18 protein-coding genes and 1 pseudogene are annotated in these 16,843 nt (G+C 68.8%); 5 read left to right on the top strand and 14 right to left on the bottom strand.

From position 1 onward, the window contains the following. The 4 genes from J7500_RS04495 to J7500_RS04480 are packed head-to-tail and all read right to left on the bottom strand — an operon-like array spanning window position 1 to window position 3,780. Entirely contained in the window at window positions 1-1,851 is a 1,851-nt protein-coding gene (locus tag J7500_RS04495) for a ferrous iron transporter B (protein WP_294060272.1), read from the bottom strand. Further along, window positions 1,848-2,123, bottom strand: a complete 276-nt coding sequence (locus J7500_RS04490) for a FeoA family protein (RefSeq protein WP_294060271.1) — start codon at window positions 2,121-2,123, stop codon at window positions 1,848-1,850. The genes J7500_RS04495 and J7500_RS04490 overlap by 4 nt, the downstream gene beginning before the upstream one ends. A gap of 56 nt (window positions 2,124-2,179) precedes the next feature. Further along, window positions 2,180-2,836, bottom strand: coding sequence for a COQ9 family protein (locus tag J7500_RS04485; RefSeq protein WP_294060270.1), 657 nt, complete (start codon window positions 2,834-2,836; stop codon window positions 2,180-2,182). Next, window positions 2,836-3,780: a DMT family transporter gene (locus J7500_RS04480; protein ID WP_294060269.1), complete on the bottom strand. Its 945-nt coding sequence runs from the start codon at window positions 3,778-3,780 to the stop codon at window positions 2,836-2,838. The genes J7500_RS04485 and J7500_RS04480 overlap by 1 nt, the downstream gene beginning before the upstream one ends. Window positions 3,781-3,848: 68 nt before the next feature. On the opposite strand from J7500_RS04480, the gene J7500_RS04475 reads away from it, so the two are divergent. Then, window positions 3,849-4,934, top strand: a complete 1,086-nt coding sequence (locus J7500_RS04475) for an alkene reductase (protein WP_294060268.1) — start codon at window positions 3,849-3,851, stop codon at window positions 4,932-4,934. Here the strand turns inward: J7500_RS04475 and J7500_RS04470 are convergent. The 8 genes from J7500_RS04470 to gltX form a co-directional block, all read right to left on the bottom strand. Further along, complete coding sequence (locus J7500_RS04470) at window positions 4,901-5,344, bottom strand: hypothetical protein (RefSeq protein WP_294060267.1); 444 nt, start codon at window positions 5,342-5,344, stop codon at window positions 4,901-4,903. The genes J7500_RS04475 and J7500_RS04470 overlap by 34 nt on opposite strands. 1 nt (window position 5,345) lies before the next feature. Continuing rightward, window positions 5,346-5,765, bottom strand: a complete 420-nt coding sequence (ribH, locus tag J7500_RS04465) for a 6,7-dimethyl-8-ribityllumazine synthase (RefSeq protein ID WP_294060265.1) — start codon at window positions 5,763-5,765, stop codon at window positions 5,346-5,348. Further along, a complete protein-coding gene (gene ribB / locus J7500_RS04460; RefSeq protein WP_294060264.1) occupies window positions 5,765-6,901 on the bottom strand; it encodes a 3,4-dihydroxy-2-butanone-4-phosphate synthase in 1,137 nt (378 codons plus the stop codon). The genes ribH and ribB overlap by 1 nt, the downstream gene beginning before the upstream one ends. After that, window positions 6,888-7,496 (bottom strand): riboflavin synthase, encoded by a 609-nt coding sequence (locus tag J7500_RS04455; RefSeq protein ID WP_294060263.1) that lies wholly within the window; start codon window positions 7,494-7,496, stop codon window positions 6,888-6,890. The genes ribB and J7500_RS04455 overlap by 14 nt, the downstream gene beginning before the upstream one ends. A 1-nt stretch (window position 7,497) precedes the next feature. Then, window positions 7,498-8,436 carry a bifunctional diaminohydroxyphosphoribosylaminopyrimidine deaminase/5-amino-6-(5-phosphoribosylamino)uracil reductase RibD gene (gene ribD / locus J7500_RS04450; protein ID WP_294060688.1) on the bottom strand — a complete coding sequence of 313 codons (939 nt, stop codon included), beginning with the start codon at window positions 8,434-8,436 and terminating at the stop codon, window positions 7,498-7,500. A gap of 17 nt (window positions 8,437-8,453) precedes the next feature. Then, complete coding sequence (locus J7500_RS04445; protein ID WP_294060262.1) at window positions 8,454-8,801, bottom strand: hypothetical protein; 348 nt, start codon at window positions 8,799-8,801, stop codon at window positions 8,454-8,456. 64 nt (window positions 8,802-8,865) lie between these two features. After that, a complete protein-coding gene (locus J7500_RS04440; protein ID WP_294060261.1) occupies window positions 8,866-9,540 on the bottom strand; it encodes an energy transducer TonB in 675 nt (224 codons plus the stop codon). An 86-nt stretch (window positions 9,541-9,626) separates the two neighbouring features. Beyond that, window positions 9,627-10,958: a glutamate--tRNA ligase gene (gene gltX, locus J7500_RS04435; RefSeq protein ID WP_294060260.1), complete on the bottom strand. Its 1,332-nt coding sequence runs from the start codon at window positions 10,956-10,958 to the stop codon at window positions 9,627-9,629. A 106-nt stretch (window positions 10,959-11,064) separates the two neighbouring features. Here gltX and J7500_RS04430 point away from each other — a divergent pair, with 106 nt between their 5' ends. Continuing rightward, window positions 11,065-12,000 (top strand): ribose-phosphate pyrophosphokinase, encoded by a 936-nt coding sequence (locus tag J7500_RS04430; RefSeq protein ID WP_294060258.1) that lies wholly within the window; start codon window positions 11,065-11,067, stop codon window positions 11,998-12,000. A 1-nt stretch (window position 12,001) separates the two neighbouring features. Here J7500_RS04430 and J7500_RS04425 read toward each other — a convergent pair. After that, window positions 12,002-12,751, bottom strand: a pseudogene (locus tag J7500_RS04425) (sulfite exporter TauE/SafE family protein). Window positions 12,752-12,905: 154 nt separating this feature from the next. On the opposite strand from J7500_RS04425, the gene J7500_RS04420 reads away from it, so the two are divergent. From J7500_RS04420 to J7500_RS18520, 3 genes are read left to right on the top strand one after another with little or no spacing between them, the layout of a single operon-like run. Further along, a complete protein-coding gene (locus J7500_RS04420) occupies window positions 12,906-13,229 on the top strand; it encodes an antibiotic biosynthesis monooxygenase (protein WP_294060256.1) in 324 nt (107 codons plus the stop codon). Continuing rightward, complete coding sequence (locus tag J7500_RS18525) at window positions 13,226-13,927, top strand: MFS transporter (RefSeq protein WP_367112965.1); 702 nt, start codon at window positions 13,226-13,228, stop codon at window positions 13,925-13,927. Before J7500_RS04420 ends, J7500_RS18525 begins: the two co-directional genes overlap by 4 nt. Continuing rightward, window positions 13,924-14,553, top strand: coding sequence for a hypothetical protein (locus J7500_RS18520; protein ID WP_367112964.1), 630 nt, complete (start codon window positions 13,924-13,926; stop codon window positions 14,551-14,553). The genes J7500_RS18525 and J7500_RS18520 overlap by 4 nt, the downstream gene beginning before the upstream one ends. Here the strand turns inward: J7500_RS18520 and J7500_RS04410 are convergent. After that, on the bottom strand, window positions 14,501-16,795 hold the full coding sequence (locus J7500_RS04410; RefSeq protein WP_294060255.1) for a CDC48 family AAA ATPase: 2,295 nt from the start codon (window positions 16,793-16,795) through the stop codon (window positions 14,501-14,503). The genes J7500_RS18520 and J7500_RS04410 overlap by 53 nt on opposite strands. Between the last annotated feature and the right edge of the window lie 48 nt (window positions 16,796-16,843).

Genomic DNA, 16,843 nt, shown 5'->3' with positions numbered 1-16,843 from the left:
CTAAAGCCCCAGAGCGACTGCGCTCCAGTATGTGATACCTGCTGCGATGTAGGCCAGCGCGAACAAATAGCCAACCATGAAGGCGGGCCATTTCCAGCCGTTGGTCTCGCGCCGGGTCACGGCGATCGTCGAGATGCACTGCGGCGCGAAGACGAACCACATCAGGAAGGCGAGCGCCGTCGGCAGCGTCCAGCGCGCGCGCAGATTCTCGCGGATCGTCGCGTCGCCGTGCGCATCCTCGGGATTGTCGACCGCATAGACGGTGCCGATCGCCGCCACCGCGGCCTCGCGCGCCGCCATGGCGGGGAGGAGCGCGAGCGAAATGTCGTGGTTGAAGCCGATCGGGCGGACGACGACCTCGATCCCGCTCGCGATGCGGCCGGCGATCGAATATTCGCTCTGCCGCGCGCCCTCGGGCGCCTGGGGGAAGCTCGCGAGCAGCCAGAGGATCGCGACGGTCGCGGCGATGGTGGTGCCGGCGCGCTTGAGGAAGATCTCGGCGCGCTGCCACAGCCCCAGGCCGATGTCGCGTAGCCGGGGCAGCTGGTACTTCGGCATCTCCATCATGAAGCCCGAGGTCGCGCCGCGGGTGACGGTGCGGCGAAGCACCAGCGCGACGGCGAAGGCGCCCGCGATGCCGAGCAGATAGAGGGCGAACAGCACCAGCCCCTGCAGCCCGATGCCGGGAAACACCGTGCGGTTCGGGATCATCGCGCCGATGATGATGGTGTAGACCGGCAGCCGCGCCGAGCAGGTCATCAACGGCGCGATCAGGATCGTGGTGAGCCGGTCCTTCTCGTCGGCGATGGTGCGCGTCGCCATGATACCGGGCACCGCGCAGGCGAAGCTCGACAGCAGCGGGATGAAGGCGCGGCCCGAAAGTCCGACGCTCGCCATCACCCGGTCCATCAGGAAAGCGGCGCGGACCATATAGCCCGAGGCCTCGAGCACGAGGATGAAGGCGAACAGGATCAGGATCTGCGGCAGGAACACCACCACCGCGCCGACGCCGGCAATCAGCCCCTGGACGATGAAATCGTGGACGAAGCCCGCGGGCAGCAGCGCGCCGATCGCCTCGGCGAGCCACGCCATGCCGTCCTGGATCCAGCCCATTGGCGCCTCGGCCCAGGCGAAGACCGACTGGAACATGACGAAGAGCAGCCCGAGCAGCAGCACCGGGCCGGCGACCGGGTGGAGCGCGACGGCGTCGAAGCGGTGCGTCCAGCGGCGCGCGGCGGTCTCGGATACGGTCACCGCCGTGGCGATCTGGCGCGCGCGGCGCTGGAGCGTGACGATGTCGTGCTGCACGCCCGAACCCGCGCGCACCTTGTGGATGCCCCGCACGACGTCGCCGAGCGCATCCTTGAGCGCATCGAGCCCGCGGCGGCGCACCGCGACGGTGGGGACCACCGGCACGCCGAGCTCGCGCGACAGCGCCTCGGCGTCGAGCACCAACCCGTCGCGCTCGGCGAGGTCGACCATGTTGAGCGCGACCACCAGGGGCAAACCGAGTGCGATCAGCTGGAGGGTGAAGCGCAGGTGATTGTCGAGGTTCGACGCGTCGACCACCACGACGATCGCGTCGGGCAGCCGCTCGCCTTCCTGCCGACCCACGAGCACGTCGCGCGTGACCTGCTCGTCGGGGCTCGAGGGATCGAGGCTGTAGGTACCGGGCAGGTCGAGCAGTTCGATCGGCCGCCCGTCGGGAAGCGCGAACCGGCCCGAATGGCGCTCGACCGTCACGCCCGGATAATTGCCGACCTTCTGGCGCGCGCCGGTGAGCGCGTTGAACAGCGCGCTCTTGCCGGCATTGGGGTTGCCGACCAGCGCAACCAGCGGGGCCTGGTTCATCGCCCGGCGTTCGGCGAGACGTGAATCGCGGCCGCGACATGGCGGCGCAGCGCCACGGTCATGCGGCCGATCCGGCAGGCGACGGGGCCGCCGAAGATGCCCGAGCGGTGGAGCAGCTCGACCTCCACGCCTTCGTCCAGCCCCAGCTCGCGCAGGCGGCGCGCCTCGGGCTCGGACAGCACATGCCAATCGACGGCAGTGACCCTCGCCGGATGCTGACGGGGGATTCGGGCGAGCCGGACGGGGACGGGAATCGCAGCGGCGATATTCATGCTGCGAGTCATTATCAATAACGTCCGAACAACGCCAGCGCTACCTTCGTCCGGGCTCAAACCACCGGATAGCGCAGGCGCCCGACGAAGCGGGAGAGGCTCGGCCGGTTGGCGGTGCGCGCGAGGAAGCCGGCCTTGGCCTTTTCGAAGCGCATCACGTCGTCGATGCGGCGCGCGAGGAAGGCACGCGTATCCGCCCAGCCTTCGCTCTCGTCCTGCAGGAACACCGCGATGGTCGCGGCATAGATCGAGCCGAGCAGCGCGCGCTTGGTGTAATGATTGTAATCGGTCGCGGTGTCGCCGGCGAGGCGCCACATGACGTCGGCCGAGCGCCAGCCGAGCCGGGCGGCGCGCACGGCGTTCTGCGGCATCGCCAGCACGGCGGCGGCGCGGCGCAGCGCTTCGCGGTTGGCGGCGAGCACGTCGAGCCGTGCCTCGACCAGCGCGGCGATACGCTGACGGATCTTCATCGCGGCGAGTGCCTCGGGCGTGAAGCGCGCCGCCATCGCCCGGTCGACGCTGGCGAACCAGGCATCGATCATGCCGACTGCGCCGTCGGGAAGGGCAAGATGCGCCACGTCACGGTCGACGCCCATCGAATCGGCGGTGGCGTCGAGCGCGCGCGTATTCCACCCGTCGAAGGCGGCATTGGCGGCGAGCGCGGGGGCGAGCGCCTCGCGCAGTTCGTCGAGCGTGGCGTCTGCGAGGTCCATCAGCCCGATTTACGCTCCTCAGCCCCAGGTGCAAGCGCCTCCGGCTTCTTCGCGCCGCCGCGCACCAGCACCAGCGCCACGGCGACAAGCAGCGCGCCGAACAGGTCGGCCGCGGCGAGGCGCTCGTCATAGATGATCCAGCCGAGCGTCGCCGCCACCACCGGCTGGATCAGCAGCGCGATGCCGACGATCAGCGGCGAGAGATGACCAAGCGCATAGATCATCAGCCCCTGGCCGATGAGCTGGCTCACCACCGCGAGCGCGATCAGCGGCCACCAATTGTGCGGCATCACCTGCTCGCCCAGCGCGAAGGCGAGCATCAGCAGCGGCGGGATGGTGGCGATCGAGGAGAGCGCGAGTGCGGGCACCGGCGCCATCGCCTCGCGCGCCCGGGCCATGAAGATGAAGTAGACGGCGTAGAGCACGCCGGCGAGCAGGCAGAAGAGGTCGCCCGCGAGATGCCGCGACGACAGCTCGGCCGAACGCCCGAGCAGCAGCCCCCCGCCTATCGCAGCAAGCAGCAGCGCCGCCGCCTGCGGCTTGGTCGGCCACATGCGCGCGGCGATGAAGCCGTAGATCGGATAGATGAAGGTCGCCGAATTGCCGAACAGAGTCGAATTGGCGAGCGTGGTGCGCACGATTCCGATGTGCCAGCTCGCCAGGTCGCCGGCGAAGGCCACGCCGGCGATCGCGAGCACGCCCCACAGCCCCCTGGCCGAGGCGATCGGCTTGCCGCCCGTGGCAAAGGCGATGCCGAGCAGCACCGGCGTCGCCAGGCTCAACCGCCAGAAGCCCGCGGCGACCGGGCCGACGTCGGCGAGCCGAACGAACAGCGGTCCGAAGGCGAGCGCGATATTGGCGAGCGCCACTGCGACGAGCGCGGCTGCCGGCGGTCCTTCGCTTTGCGACGGATTAGTTTTTCTTTGAGACCGGTTCTGGTGCATGGCCCCCTGTAGCGTCCTATCTGGGCCCCGTCACACCCAAGCCGCCACAACGAAGAGGGGTTCCCCGCATGCCCAGCCTTTTCGACTCGATCGCCCTCGGCGCCATCGCCGCACCCAATCGCATCCTGATGGCGCCGCTCACGCGCGCCCGCGCCACCGACGATCATGTGCCGGTGCCGATCATGGCCGATTATTATGTCCAGCGTGCGGGCGCCGGGCTGATCATCTCCGAAGGGACGGGCATCAGCCGCGAAGGATTGGGCTGGCCCAATGCGCCCGGCCTCTGGACCGAGGCGCAGGTCGAGGCGTGGAAGCCGGTGACCGAGGCCGTGCACCAGGCCGGCGGCCGCATCTTCGCGCAGCTCTGGCACATGGGCCGACTGTCGCGCCCCGACGTGATCGGCATGCAGCCGCTCTCCAGCTCGGCGACGACTGCACCGCCGCGGCCGGGCCATGTCGGCCCCAACCCCTATGTGGAGGCGCGCCCGGCCACGCTCGACGACATCGCGCGCGTGCTCGACGATTATTCGGCTGCGACGCGCAACGCGCTGCGCGCCGGCTTCGACGGGGTCCAGCTCCACGCCGCCAATGGCTATCTGATCGACCAGTTCCTGCGCTCGAACAGCAATCACCGCAACGACGATTATGGCGGCAGCCCCGAGAACCGCGGGCGGCTGCTGCGCGAGGCCGTGCAGCGGCTGATCGACGAGGCAGGCGCGGACCGCACCGCCGTGCGCTTCTCGCCCAACGGCAATTCGCAGGGCGTGGAGGATTCGGATCCCGAAGCCGTGTTCGTGCCCGCGGCCAAATTTCTGTCGGACGCCGGCATCGCCTTCCTCGAGCTGCGCGAGCAGACGCCCGACGGCACCTTCGGCAAGAGCGAACAGCCGCGCATCTCGCCCGCGATCCGCAAGGTGTTCCAGCGCCCGTTGGTGCTCAACCAGGATTACGACCTGGCGCGCGCCCAGGCCGAGCTCGATTCGGGAAATGCCGATGCGATCGCCTTCGGCCGGCCGTTCATCGCCAATGCCGATCTGGTGACTCGGCTGCGCACCGGCGCCCCGCTCAACACGCCCGACGCCGCGACCTTCTACAGCCCGGGCGCCAAGGGCTATACCGACTATCCGCTGCTCGATGAATCGCGCGCGGCCTGAAAGCCGTCGAGGTAGCGCGTGATCGCCCCGCGGATGCCGGTGCGGACCTTGTCGTTCGCCAACATGACGAAGACGACCGGCACCAGCCACAGCCGATAGAAGGCGAGCGCGACCAGCCCCGCGACTGCGATCGCCACGACGAAGCGCAACCGCTTGAGCCGCGTCACTGCGGCATAGTCGAGCTTGAGCGTGCGCGGGCCCTTGGCGTCGTAGAGCGCGCTGGTGGTGAAGCTGCTGCCGTCGCCGGTCCCGAGCCGGCGCAGCATCGGCGGGGTCTGCCGCTTGCCTGGGCCAGCGAACTGCGCGGGCGGCCGCGGCGCGACCGGCCGCTCGCCGTTCCAGGTGTCGATGACTTCGAGGCGCCGCCCGCGCTCCACGATCCGGTAGCGAGTGGGCGGCGGCTCCCTCATCTCAGGCGAACCGCTCCCTTAGCGCCAGCATCGCGAGCGCGGCCTTGGCCGCCTCGCCGCCCTTGTCCTTCTGCTCGGGATCAGCGCGGACCAAAGCCTGTTCCTCGTTCTCGACCGTCAGGATGCCGTTGCCGATCGGCAGCCCATCGAGCGCCAGCGCCATGATGCCGCGCGCGCTTTCGTTCGAGACGATCTCGAAGTGATAGGTCTCGCCGCGGATCACCATGCCCAGCGCGACATAGGCGTCGTACTGGCCGGTGTCTGCCGCGAGCGAGATGGCGCCGGGCACTTCGAGCGCGCCGGGCACGGTTACGACTTCATAATCGTGCCCTGCCTCCTGCAGCGCAGTGCGCGCGCCGTCGAGCAGCAGGTCGTTCAGGTGCGCGTAGAAACGAGCTTCGACGATGAGAACACGGGCCATTATCTATCCAGGTCGATGGCACGCTCGCCGACGATCGACAGGCCGTAGCCGTCGAGCCCCACGAGCGTGTGATGGGTGTTGGTGAGCAGGATCATGTCGTGCACGCCCAGCTCGGTGAGAATGGTGGCGCCGACGCCATAGTCGCGCAGCTCCTCCATGTCCTTGGGCTGGAGCGTGCCTGCCTTGGCCTGGAGCGCGACCGAGAACTGGTCGGCGCGCGGACGGTTGATCACCACCACCACGCCCGAGCCTTCCTCGCCGATGATCTCCATCGAGCGGCGGAGCAGCCCGCCGCGCTCGCCGCCTTCGCCGAAGATGTCGGAGAAGGGCGAGAGCGCGTGCATGCGCACCAAGGTCGGCTTGTCGGCGCTGACCTTGCCCTTGACCAGCGCCACCTGCTCGCTGCCGGTCGCCTTGTTCCAGAAGGTCATGGCGGTCCACTCGCCACCCCAGTCGCTGGTGAAGCGAGCCTCGGCGCGTTTCTCGACGAGATGGTCGTGGCGGCGGCGATAGGCGATGAGGTCGCGGATCGTGCCGATCTTGAGATTGTGGAACTGGGCGAAGGCGACGAGGTCGTCCATCCGCGCCATCGTCCCGTCGTCCTTCATGATCTCGCAGATCACGCCCGAAGGATTGAGGCCCGCCAGCCGGGCGACGTCGACCGCGGCCTCGGTATGGCCCGCGCGCACCAGCACGCCGCCGTCGCGCGCGACGAGCGGGAAGACATGGCCCGGGGTGACGATATGCTCGGCGCTCTTGGACGCGTCGATCGCGACGGAGATGGTCCGTGCGCGGTCCGCCGCCGAGATGCCGGTGGTGACGCCTTCCTTGGCCTCGATCGACACAGTGAACGCGGTCTCGTGCCGCGTGCCGTTCGAGCGGCTCATCAGGTCGAGCCCGAGCTGGTCGACCCGGCCCTTGGTCATCGCCAGGCAGATCAGCCCGCGGCCATATTTGGCCATGAAGTTGATCGCGTCGGGCGTCGCCATCTGGGCGGGGATGACGAGGTCCCCTTCGTTCTCGCGGTCCTCGTCGTCGACGAGGATGAACATGCGGCCGTTGCGCGCCTCGTCGATCAGTTCCTCGGGAGAGGAGAGGAACCCGTGCTTGAGGCGGGCTAGTTCAGGACTTGCCACGAAGCGACTCCATGCGCTGCAGATAGCGGGCGAGCACGTCGATCTCGAGATTGACCTGCCGTCCCGCTTCGATCGCGCCCAATGTAGTGACCGCGGCCGTGTGGGGAATGATGTTAAGGTGGATTTCGACGCCGTCGGCCGTGTCGCCCACTTCGTTGACGGTCAGCGAGACGCCGTCGACGGTGATCGAGCCCTTGGCCGCGACATAGGGGGCGATCTCCTTGCCCGCGGCGATGGTCAGCCGGTGCGAGCCGCCTTCCTCGCGCCATTCGGCGACCGTGCCGATCCCGTCGACATGGCCGGTGACGATATGGCCGCCGAGCTCGTCCCCCAGGCGCAGCGCGCGCTCGAGGTTGAGTCTGCGCCCTTCGCTCCACTGGTCCGCCGCGGTGCGCGAGACGGTTTCGGCCGAGACGTCGAAGTCGAGCGAGCCCGGTGCCTTGTCGACCACCGTCAGGCACACGCCCGAGCAAGAGACCGAGGCACCGAGATCGATCTCGCTCGTGTCGTAGCCCGTGGAGACGCGGACGCGCAGGTCGCCCTGGCGGCGGACTTCGGCGATGGTGCCGATATCGGTGACGATTCCCGTGAACATGTCAGTGGCTCGCGTAGACTTCGAGGCGGTCGCTGCCAAGCATGCGCGTGTCGGCAAGCCTCCAGCGACCATGGGCGCCGGCAAGATCGGCAAGCCCGATGTCGCCCAGCGCAGGCTTGCCGCCGCCGATCAAAATCGGCGCGCGGTAGAGAAGAAGGCGGTCGACCAGGCCTTCGCGGAGGAAGGCCGCGGCAGTCTGCGCGCCGCCCTCGACGAGCAAGTGATCGACGCCCTCGAGCCTGGCGATGTCGGCGGGAGTGCGGATCGTCTCCCAACCTTCCGCATCCGCGCTGGAAAGCAGGAAACGGCGCGGCGATCGCGTCAGCCCGGGCAGCCGCACGTCGAGCTTGGGCGCATCGGTCTCATAGGTACCGCGGCCGACCAGAATCCCCTCGTGCCGCGCGCGCTCGAGATGCGCATGCGCGCGCGCCTCGGGTCCGGTGATCCAGCGGCTCGCGCCCGAGGCGAGCGCGATGCAGCCGTCGAGCGAGGTCGCAAGCTTGAGCGTGACGAAGGGCCGGCCCTTGGCACGCCGCGTGAGGAACCCCGCCATCGCCGTGCGGCCCGGCGCCTCGGCCGCGCCTTCGACCACTTCGACACCTGCGTCGCCCAGCCGCTGCGCGCCCTTGCCGTTGGTGCGCGGATCGGGATCGCCGAGCGCGATCACCACGCGCGCCACCCCCGCCGCCACCAGCAGGTCGGCGCAGGCCGGTCCGCGCGGCGAGGCATGCGCGCAGGGTTCGAGCGTGACGTAGCAAGTTGCGCCGCGCGACTTGGCGCCCGCCTCTTCCAGCGCCATCGCCTCGGCGTGCGGACGGCCGCCGGGCTGGGTCCAGCCGCGCCCGACGACGCGACCCTCCGCCACGATCACGCAGCCGACGTTGGGATTGGGGGCGGTCAGGCCGCGGCCGCGCTCCGAAAGCGCCAGCGCCGCCGCCATCCAGCGCGCGTCGTGGGTTAGAATCCCCACGATTCGAGCTTGTCGTCGAGCCTCTTGAACTCGGCCTGGCGCGCCGCGCGCTTCTTCTCCAGCTCCGCCTCGGCGATGTGCTTCTTGGCCTGGTCGATCTTCTGCTGCGCGCGGATCTGCTCGTCGGTGCGCGTGATCGGCCATTGCTCGACGTAGATGATGTTGCGCTTGTACGGACTCTCGATGTGCGAGTCCTTCACGAACATGACGAGGATGATCATCGTCACCACCAGCGCCAGCATCATGAACCACAGCTCATAGGGCTTGCGGCTCGCAAGATAGGCTCGCAGGTCGCGAAGCGCGCGCAGCGGCGAGAGATATCGAAGAAAGGTCATGTCGCGCAGAAGATAGGGGCGCGGGAGCTCCAGGGCAAACCCCCGCGCCCAGAAGGAGCGCGCGTCACTGGTTCTCGAGTTCGAACCGGACGCTCATCTCCTTCCAGCTTTCCTCGGGAACGCCGCCGCGCGTCGCCGGCTTGAAGCGCCACTTGGACAGCGCCTGCCGTCGCGTCGCATCGAAGAAGGCCGGGCTGGTAGCGCTGAGCTGCTCGACTGCCTTCACGCGACCGTCGACTCCGATCCGGATGCGGACACGCACCACGCCGTCGCGCTGGGCGCGCAGCTCGGAGGCCGGATAGTCAGGCTGGAAGTCCCGGGCGTAACGCAAGTCCTGCGACGCGGCGATCAGGGGCGGGACCGGCAGGGGCGGCGTGAAGGGCTCGGCCTTCGGGTCCGCGTCGGTGCCCAGATAGGTGGGGGGCGGCTCGAGCGGGATGACTTCAGTGGTCTTGGTTGCATTGCTGGTCTCGGTCCGGACCAGCGGATCAGGCGCAACGATCAGCGGTTCCTGGCTGGTGCGCGGCCGCGCCTCGGGCTCCGGCTTGGGCTGGTCGACCGGCGGCGGCTCGGGGGGATCCTTGACGTCGATCACATGGATCGTGCCCCCGGTCTTCGGAACGAAGTTGGGCGCGAGGTATAAGAGCATTCCCGCGATCACGGCGCCATTGATCGCGAACGCCGCGCCCAGGCTGACGCTGCGCGATTGGCGAGGCTGGTAACGATGTTCGGCATACATGGCCTTGCACTCCATCTCCTGCCGCCGGTCCTGTGCCGGCTCAGTGATGATACATCATTACATATCCTTGTAAATAGCAGCTGTCCTCAGCTGGGTGCGAGGCGGGCCAGTGCGGCGTCGCGGCCGATGAGCGGCAGGAGTGCGGCCATGTCGGGTCCATGCTCGCGTCCGGTGAGCGCGAGCCGCAGCGGCAGGAACAGCGCGCGCCCCTTGCGGCCGGTCCGCTCCTTGAGCGCGCCGGTGAGCGCGTGCCAGGGATCGGCCGACCAGTCGATCTCGCCGGCGACGCGCGCCGCCTCGGCCAGGAAGTCACGGTCCTCGGGCGCAGGTTCGGGCGCCTCGACGGGCCCCTGGACCACGCGCCACCAGTCGCCGGCCTCGGCGACGGTCGAGAGATTGGGGCGGATCGCTTCCCACGCCGCTTCGCCCATGCCCTCGGGCAACCGGTCGGCTACCGACGCATGGCTCAGCTGATGGAGGATTCGCGCGTTGAGCTGTGCCAGCTCGGCCTCGTCGAAGCGGGCGGGCGCGCGCCCGAAGCGCGCGAAGTCGAAGCTCGCGATCAGCGGCGCGGCATCGGCGAAGGGCTCGACCGGGTCGCTGGTGCCAATGCGTGCGAGCAGCGCGACCAGCGCCTGGGGCTCGATCCCGGCCTCGCGGAAATGCGCGACGCCGAGCGAGCCGAGCCGCTTGGAGAGCTTGCCTTCGCTCCCGGTCAGCAGCGCCTCGTGCGCGAAGGCGGGCGGAGTCGCACCCAGTCCCTCGAACATCTGGATCTGCGCCGCGGTGTTCGAGACATGGTCCTCGCCGCGCACGACATGGCTGATGGCCATGTCGATATCGTCGATCACCGAGGGCAGGAGATAGAGCCACGACCCGTCCTCGCGCCGCACCACCGGGTCGCTCATCGTCACCGGATCGAAGCGCTGCGGCCCACGGACGAGGTCGTCCCATTCGATTCCCGCGGCGTGATCGAGCTTGAAGCGCCAGTGCGGGCGACGGCCCTCGGCCTCCAGCTTCGCCCGATCGGCCGCGGTCAGCGCCAGCGCGGCGCGATCATAGGCCGGGGGCAAACCGCGGCCGAGAAGCACCTTGCGCTTGAGCTCGAGTTCCTGCGCGGTCTCGTATGCCGGATAGACCCGACCGCTCGCCACCAGTTCAGCGAAGCGCGCCTCGTAGCGATCGAAGCGCGACGACTGGCGCTCCTCGCCATCGGGCACCAGCCCCAGCCAGCCGAGATCGGCGCGGATCGAATCGACGAACCGCTCCTCGGAACGCGCCCGATCGGTGTCGTCTATGCGCAGCAGGAAACGGCCGCCACGCCGGCGCGCGAACAGCCAATTGTGAAGCGCGGTGCGGATGTTGCCGACATGCAGCGTCCCCGTGGGGCTGGGCGCGAAGCGAGTGGTGACCGTCATCCCCGCCGCGTAGAACCGCCACCGCCGAGCGGCAATGCCTCTTTGCGTTGCACGATCTCGGGCCTAAGGGGAACCGAACAGCTCCAGCGAACGGGACCTCGCGCACATGAAATTGATGGCCGGCAATTCCAACCTGCCGCTTGCCCAGGCGATCGCCGATTATCTGGAGATCCCGCTCACCAAGGCGAACGTGCGTCGCTTCGCTGACGAGGAGATCTTCGTCGAGATTCTCGAGAACGTCCGTGGCGAGGACGTGTTCGTGCTCCAGTCGACCAGCTATCCGGCGAACGACAATCTGATGGAGCTGCTGATCATGATCGACGCGCTCAAGCGCGCGTCGGCCAAGCGGATCACCGCCGTGCTCCCCTATTTCGGCTATGCCCGTCAGGACCGCAAGCCCGGCCCGCGCACGCCGATCTCGGCCAAGCTCGTCGCCAATCTGGTCACCACCGCCGGTGCCGACCGCGTGCTCTCGGTCGACCTGCATGCCGGGCAGATCCAGGGATTCTTCGACATCCCGACCGACAATCTCTTCGCCGCCCCCGTGATGAGCGTCGACATCCAGTCGCGCTTCCCGGACAAGCAGTGGATGGTCGTCTCGCCCGACGTAGGTGGCGTGGTGCGTGCCCGCGCGCTCGCCAAGCGGCTCAACAACGCGCCGCTCGCGATCGTCGACAAGCGCCGCGAGCGGCCGGGCGAGTCCGAGGTGATGAACATCATCGGCCAGGTCGAGGGCCGCTTCTGCATCCTGATCGACGACATCGTCGATTCGGCCGGCACGCTGTGCAACGCCGCGGCGGCGCTGCGCGCGGCGGGGGCCGAGGATGTAGTGGCCTATTGCACCCACGGCGTGCTCTCGGGCGGCGCCGTGGCGCGCGTCGACGCCTCGGCGCTCCACGAGCTGGTGATCACCGATTCGATCGGCAACCATGCCGTGATCGCCGAGAGCAAGAAGATCCGCCATCTGACCATCGCGCCGCTGCTCGCCGAGGCGGTGCGCCGGATCGCCGACGAGAGCTCGGTTTCCTCGCTCTTCGACTAAGCTAGCCGAACGCCTCCCAGATCAGCGCCGCGCCGACGAGGATCATCAGCCAGTAGATGGCGGTGTAGAATCGATCCGGCGCGACGCGGCGGACCAGCCACACGCCCGCCAGCGTCGAGCCGATCGCGACCGGCATCAGCGCCGCTGCGGTGAGCAGATTGGCGCGCGTGAACTGGCCGAGCGCCGCATAGGCTGGAACCTTGATCCAGTTGACCGCGGCGAAGAAGATCGCGGTCGTGCCCACGAGCATGTCGCGCGAAAGCCCGCGGGGCAGCACCCAGAGCTGGAAGGGCGGCTGGCCGGCGTGCGCGATCTGGCTGGTGAAGCCCGACGCGACGCCGAAGACCGATCCCGCCCATTCGGGCCAGCGCCGCGCAGTCTTCGGCACGCCGCGGCGTGCGGACCATAGCCGCCAGGCGCCGAACAGCATCGAGATCAGCCCCACTGCCGCCATGACGCCAAGCGGCGGCACCCGCGCGGCGAAGACATAGCCGAGCCAGATGCCGAACATGGCGCCGGGCAGCATCCAGCCGAGCAGCCGCCAGTCAACGTTGCGGCGAAAGGCCTAGACGCCGACCAGATCCTGCACGATGAGGATCGGCAGCAAGATCGCCGCGGCGCGCACCGGATCGATCGCGAAGGTCAGCATCGGCAGCGACAGCGCGCCCATTCCGGCGAACCCGCCCTTGGCGAGCCCGATCAGCGCGACCGCGGGAATGGCGAGAGCGTAGAAATACCAGTCGGTGAGCAACGCCGTGCAGCCCCTTTGGTCGTGCTCCTGCGAAAGCAGGAGCCTGGAGTGGCGAAGGAGATCACCCGCGGCTCCGGGCTCCCGCTTTCGCAGGAGCATTAAGGGCTTGGAAGCCCTTACTTGCCATCGCCGCCGGACAGCCTAATCGAGACGCATGGCGGAGGATCGGACGGGGCAGACGGTGGTGATGTTCGTGTCGGCGCGCACCGACATGGACGAGGCCGGCTACCAAGCCGCGGGCGCGGCGATGGAGGCGCTGGCGGCGCAGCAACCGGGCTATCGCGGCGTCGACAGCACGCGCGGCGCCGACGGGGTTGGAATCACGCTCAGCTATTGGGCCGACGAGGCGAGCGCGATCGCATGGCGCAAGCACCCCGAACATGCGGCGATCCGCGAGGCGGGGCGCGGGCGCTGGTACAATTGGTACATGCTCCATGTCGCCGAGATCGGGCGCAGCTACAGCTGGGAGCGGTCGTGAAGCTTCCCGCGGTTCGGCGCCGCGGGTTCGACGGCACCTTCGCGCTGCTCTTCACTGTGATGCTGGCGATCGCCGCCGGCAACACCGCGCTGCAATCGGTGCTGCCCGCGCTCGGCCGGTCGCTGGATGTTGCGGACAATGCCGTGGCCGCGGTCTTCTCGGTCTCGGCGTTGCTGTGGGTGATTGCCGCGCCCTATTGGGCCAACCGGTCGGATCGGTACGGGCGGCGCGCGATGGTGCTGGTCGGCATCGCCGGCTTCACCGGATCGCTGTTCCTGTGCGGGCTGTTCCTGGCGCTGGGGATCAACGGGCTGCTCGCCCCGCTCACGACCTTCATCGCCTTCATCGCCGGGCGCGTGCTCTATGGCGCGTTCGGATCGGCGGCGCCGCCGGCGGTACAGGCGATCGTCGCCGGGCGCACCAGCCGCGAGGAACGGACGCGCGCGCTGACGCTGCTCGCCTCCGCCTTCGGGCTCGGCACGATCCTGGGCCCGGCGATCGCGCCCTATCTCGTGTTCGGCGACTTGTGGCCGGGCGGACCGACGATCGGGCTTTCGGGCCCGGCTTTCGCCGCAGCGGCGGTGGGCGTGTGCATCTGGATTGCCGTCATCAAGCTGCTGCCGCGCGACGAGGGGCCCGCGCAGGGTGCGGCGATCGGCTACCCCCGATCGGCGGACAGGCGACCGGCGCGAGCGTGACCGCGGCGATGGCCGGGCCGGGCGAGCATGTCGGCTATTTCGATCCGCGCGTGCGCGCCTGGATGATCGCCGGGCTGGTGATCGGCCATGCACAGGCGATGACCGGACAGGCGATCGGCTTCCTGATCATCGACCGATTGGGCGTCACGCCGCTCGAAGCGCTCGAGCCGACCGGACTGGTGCTGATGATGGGCGCGGGCTCGGCGCTGCTCGCGCAATGGGGGCTGATCCCGCTGCTCGACCTGCGGCCGCGCGCACTTGTGCTGACAGGGGCGGCACTGGCGGCCGCCGGCTGCGTCGCGATCGGGACCGCGACTTCGCTCTACGGCATCGCGCTTGGCTATGCGCTCGCCGCGCTCGGCTTCGGCTTTGCCCGACCCGGCTTCACCGCGGGTTCCTCGCTCGCAGTGGGCCCCGAAGCGCAGGGATCGGTCGCGGGCAAGGTTACCTCGGTCAACGGAGCGGCCTTCGTGCTCGGTCCGTCGATCGGCGTCGGGCTGTACGAGCTCTGGCGGCCGCTCCCCTACCTCGGCGCGGCAGGGGGGCTGGCCGCCTTGCTCGGTTATGCCTGGCTCACTCTACGGTCTTCCCGCCAGCACGCGCCTGAAGCATTCCCGGCGCAATAAAGCCGATCGGCTGGATCGCCGAGGCCCGTTGCTTGAGCTTGCCGGACATCGCTTCATATTCGAGCTGCATCTCGGGCGTGACAGTGGCCCGCGAATCGGCCAGCGCCTCTTCGAAATGCGCCATCGTCACGGCCTTGGTGTCGAGCGACTGGCGCAGCGCGATCAGGCCGGCGCGGCGCACCACGTCCTCCAGATCGGCGCCGGTATAGCGCTCGGCACGCGCGGCGATTGCGCGCAGGTCGACATCGTCGGCGAGCGGCATTTTCTCGGTCTGGATCCGCAAGATGCGCTCGCGCCCCGCCTCGTCGGGGACGCCGACATAGACGAGCTCGTCGAAGCGGCCCGGGCGGAGCAGTGCCGGGTCGATCAGGTTCGGCCTATTGGTCGCGCCGATCACCACCACCGACTGGAGCTCTTCGAGCCCGTCCATCTCGGCAAGGATAGTGTTCACCACACGCTCGGTCGCCTGCGGCTCGCCCAAGCCTCCGCCGCGTGCGGGCACGAGGCTGTCGAGCTCGTCGATGAAGATGACGCAGGGCGCCACCTGCCGCGCCCGGGCGAAGAGCCGGGCGATCTGCTGCTCGGACTCGCCATACCATTTGCTGAGCAAGTCGGACGATTTGGTGGCGATGAAGTTCGCCTCCGCCTCGCGCGCGACTGCCTTGGCCAGCAAGGTCTTGCCGGTGCCCGGGGGGCCGTAGAGCAGGAAGCCCTTCGCGGGGCGAATGCCGATGCGGCGGAACGCGTCGGGGTCCTTCAGGGGTAGCTCGACGCCTTCCTTCAGTCGCATCTGCGCATCGTCCAGCCCGCCGACATCATCCCAGCGGACTCGCGGCGCCTCGACCATCACCTCGCGCATCGCGCTCGGCTGGACGCGCTTGAGCGCCTGAAGGAAATCCTCACGCGTGACGGTGAGCGTCTCGAGCACCTCGGCGGGGATCGTGCCTTCCTCGAGGTTGAGTTTGGGCATGATCCGCCGGACCGAATCGATCGCTGCCTCCCGCGTCAGCGCGGCGAGATCGGCGCCGACAAAGCCATAAGTGGTACGCGCGAGCTCGCCCAGGTCGACGTCCTCCGCCAGCGGCATGCCGCGCGTGTGGATGCCCAGGATCTCGCGCCGGCCGCGATCGTCGGGAACGCCGACGACGATCTCGCGATCGAAGCGGCCGGGACGGCGCAGCGCCTCGTCAATCGCCTCGGGCCGGTTGGTCGCGGCGATGACGACGATGTTGGCGCGCGCCTCCAGCCCGTCCATCAGCGTGAGCAGCTGGGCGACGAGGCGCTTCTCGGCTTCACCCGAGACCTGGCCGCGCTTGGGCGCGATCGAATCGATCTCGTCGATGAAGACGATCGACGGCGCGGACTTGGCCGCCTCCTCGAACACGTCGCGCAGGCGCTTCTCGGACTCGCCATAAGCCGAGCCCATGATCTCCGGACCGTTGATCAGGTGGAACGTGGCATCGCTTTCGTTGGCGACCGCACGCGCGAGACGGGTCTTGCCGGTTCCGGGCGGACCATGGAGCAGCACGCCCTTGGGCGGATCGACGCCCAGGCGCTGGAACAGCTCGGGGTAGCGCAAGGGCAGCTCGACCATCTCGCGGAGCTGGTCGATCGTGCCGGCCATGCCGCCGATATCGTCATAGGTGACGTCGGCGCGACGGCTCTCGCTCGCCTCCTCATATTCGGGACGAAGCTCGACCTCGGTATTCTCGTCGATATGGACGACGCCGCGCGGCGTGGTGGAGAGAACCGCGAGGCGGATCTCCTGCAGCGCATAGGCCGGCGCGCGCAGATATTGCGCGACATTGGGAGGAATATCGGCGCGCTGGTGGCCGACCGTCGCGATCGTGTCGCCGGCAGTCAGCGGGCGCGCGTAGAAGGTGCGCTTGAGCGCGTTGCTCGACCCCTGGAGCCGCAGGTTGGACTGAGCCGGCGCGAAGACGACGCGCGTCGCGGGCTTGGACTCGATCTTGCGCACTTCGACGAAATCGCCCGAGCCTACGCCGGCGTTGGCGCGCTGCAGACCGTCGATGCGGAGCAGTTCCAGACCCTCGTCCTCGGGATAGGGCAACACCGCGCGCGCGGGGGTGGCACGCTTGCCGACGATCTCGATCACGTCGCCCTCGGTGATACCGAGCGCCGCCATCAACGAGCGCGGGATATGGGCCAGGCCGCGGCCGCTGTCTTCGGGCCGGGCATTGGCAACCTGGAGCTTTCGCCCTCTGCTTTCATCATCCGCCATTCACTGTCCCCTAAAGGCATGAAGGCCGAACATAGGAACGCGGTTTGC

Origin of the sequence: Sphingomonas sp. (assembly GCF_017744835.1) — a bacterium.
In the GTDB taxonomy this organism is placed as follows: Bacteria; Pseudomonadota; Alphaproteobacteria; order Sphingomonadales; family Sphingomonadaceae; genus Sphingomonas.
The sequence above is the reverse complement of the archived record's forward strand: the minus strand, read 5'-3'. Positions and strand labels throughout refer to the sequence as shown.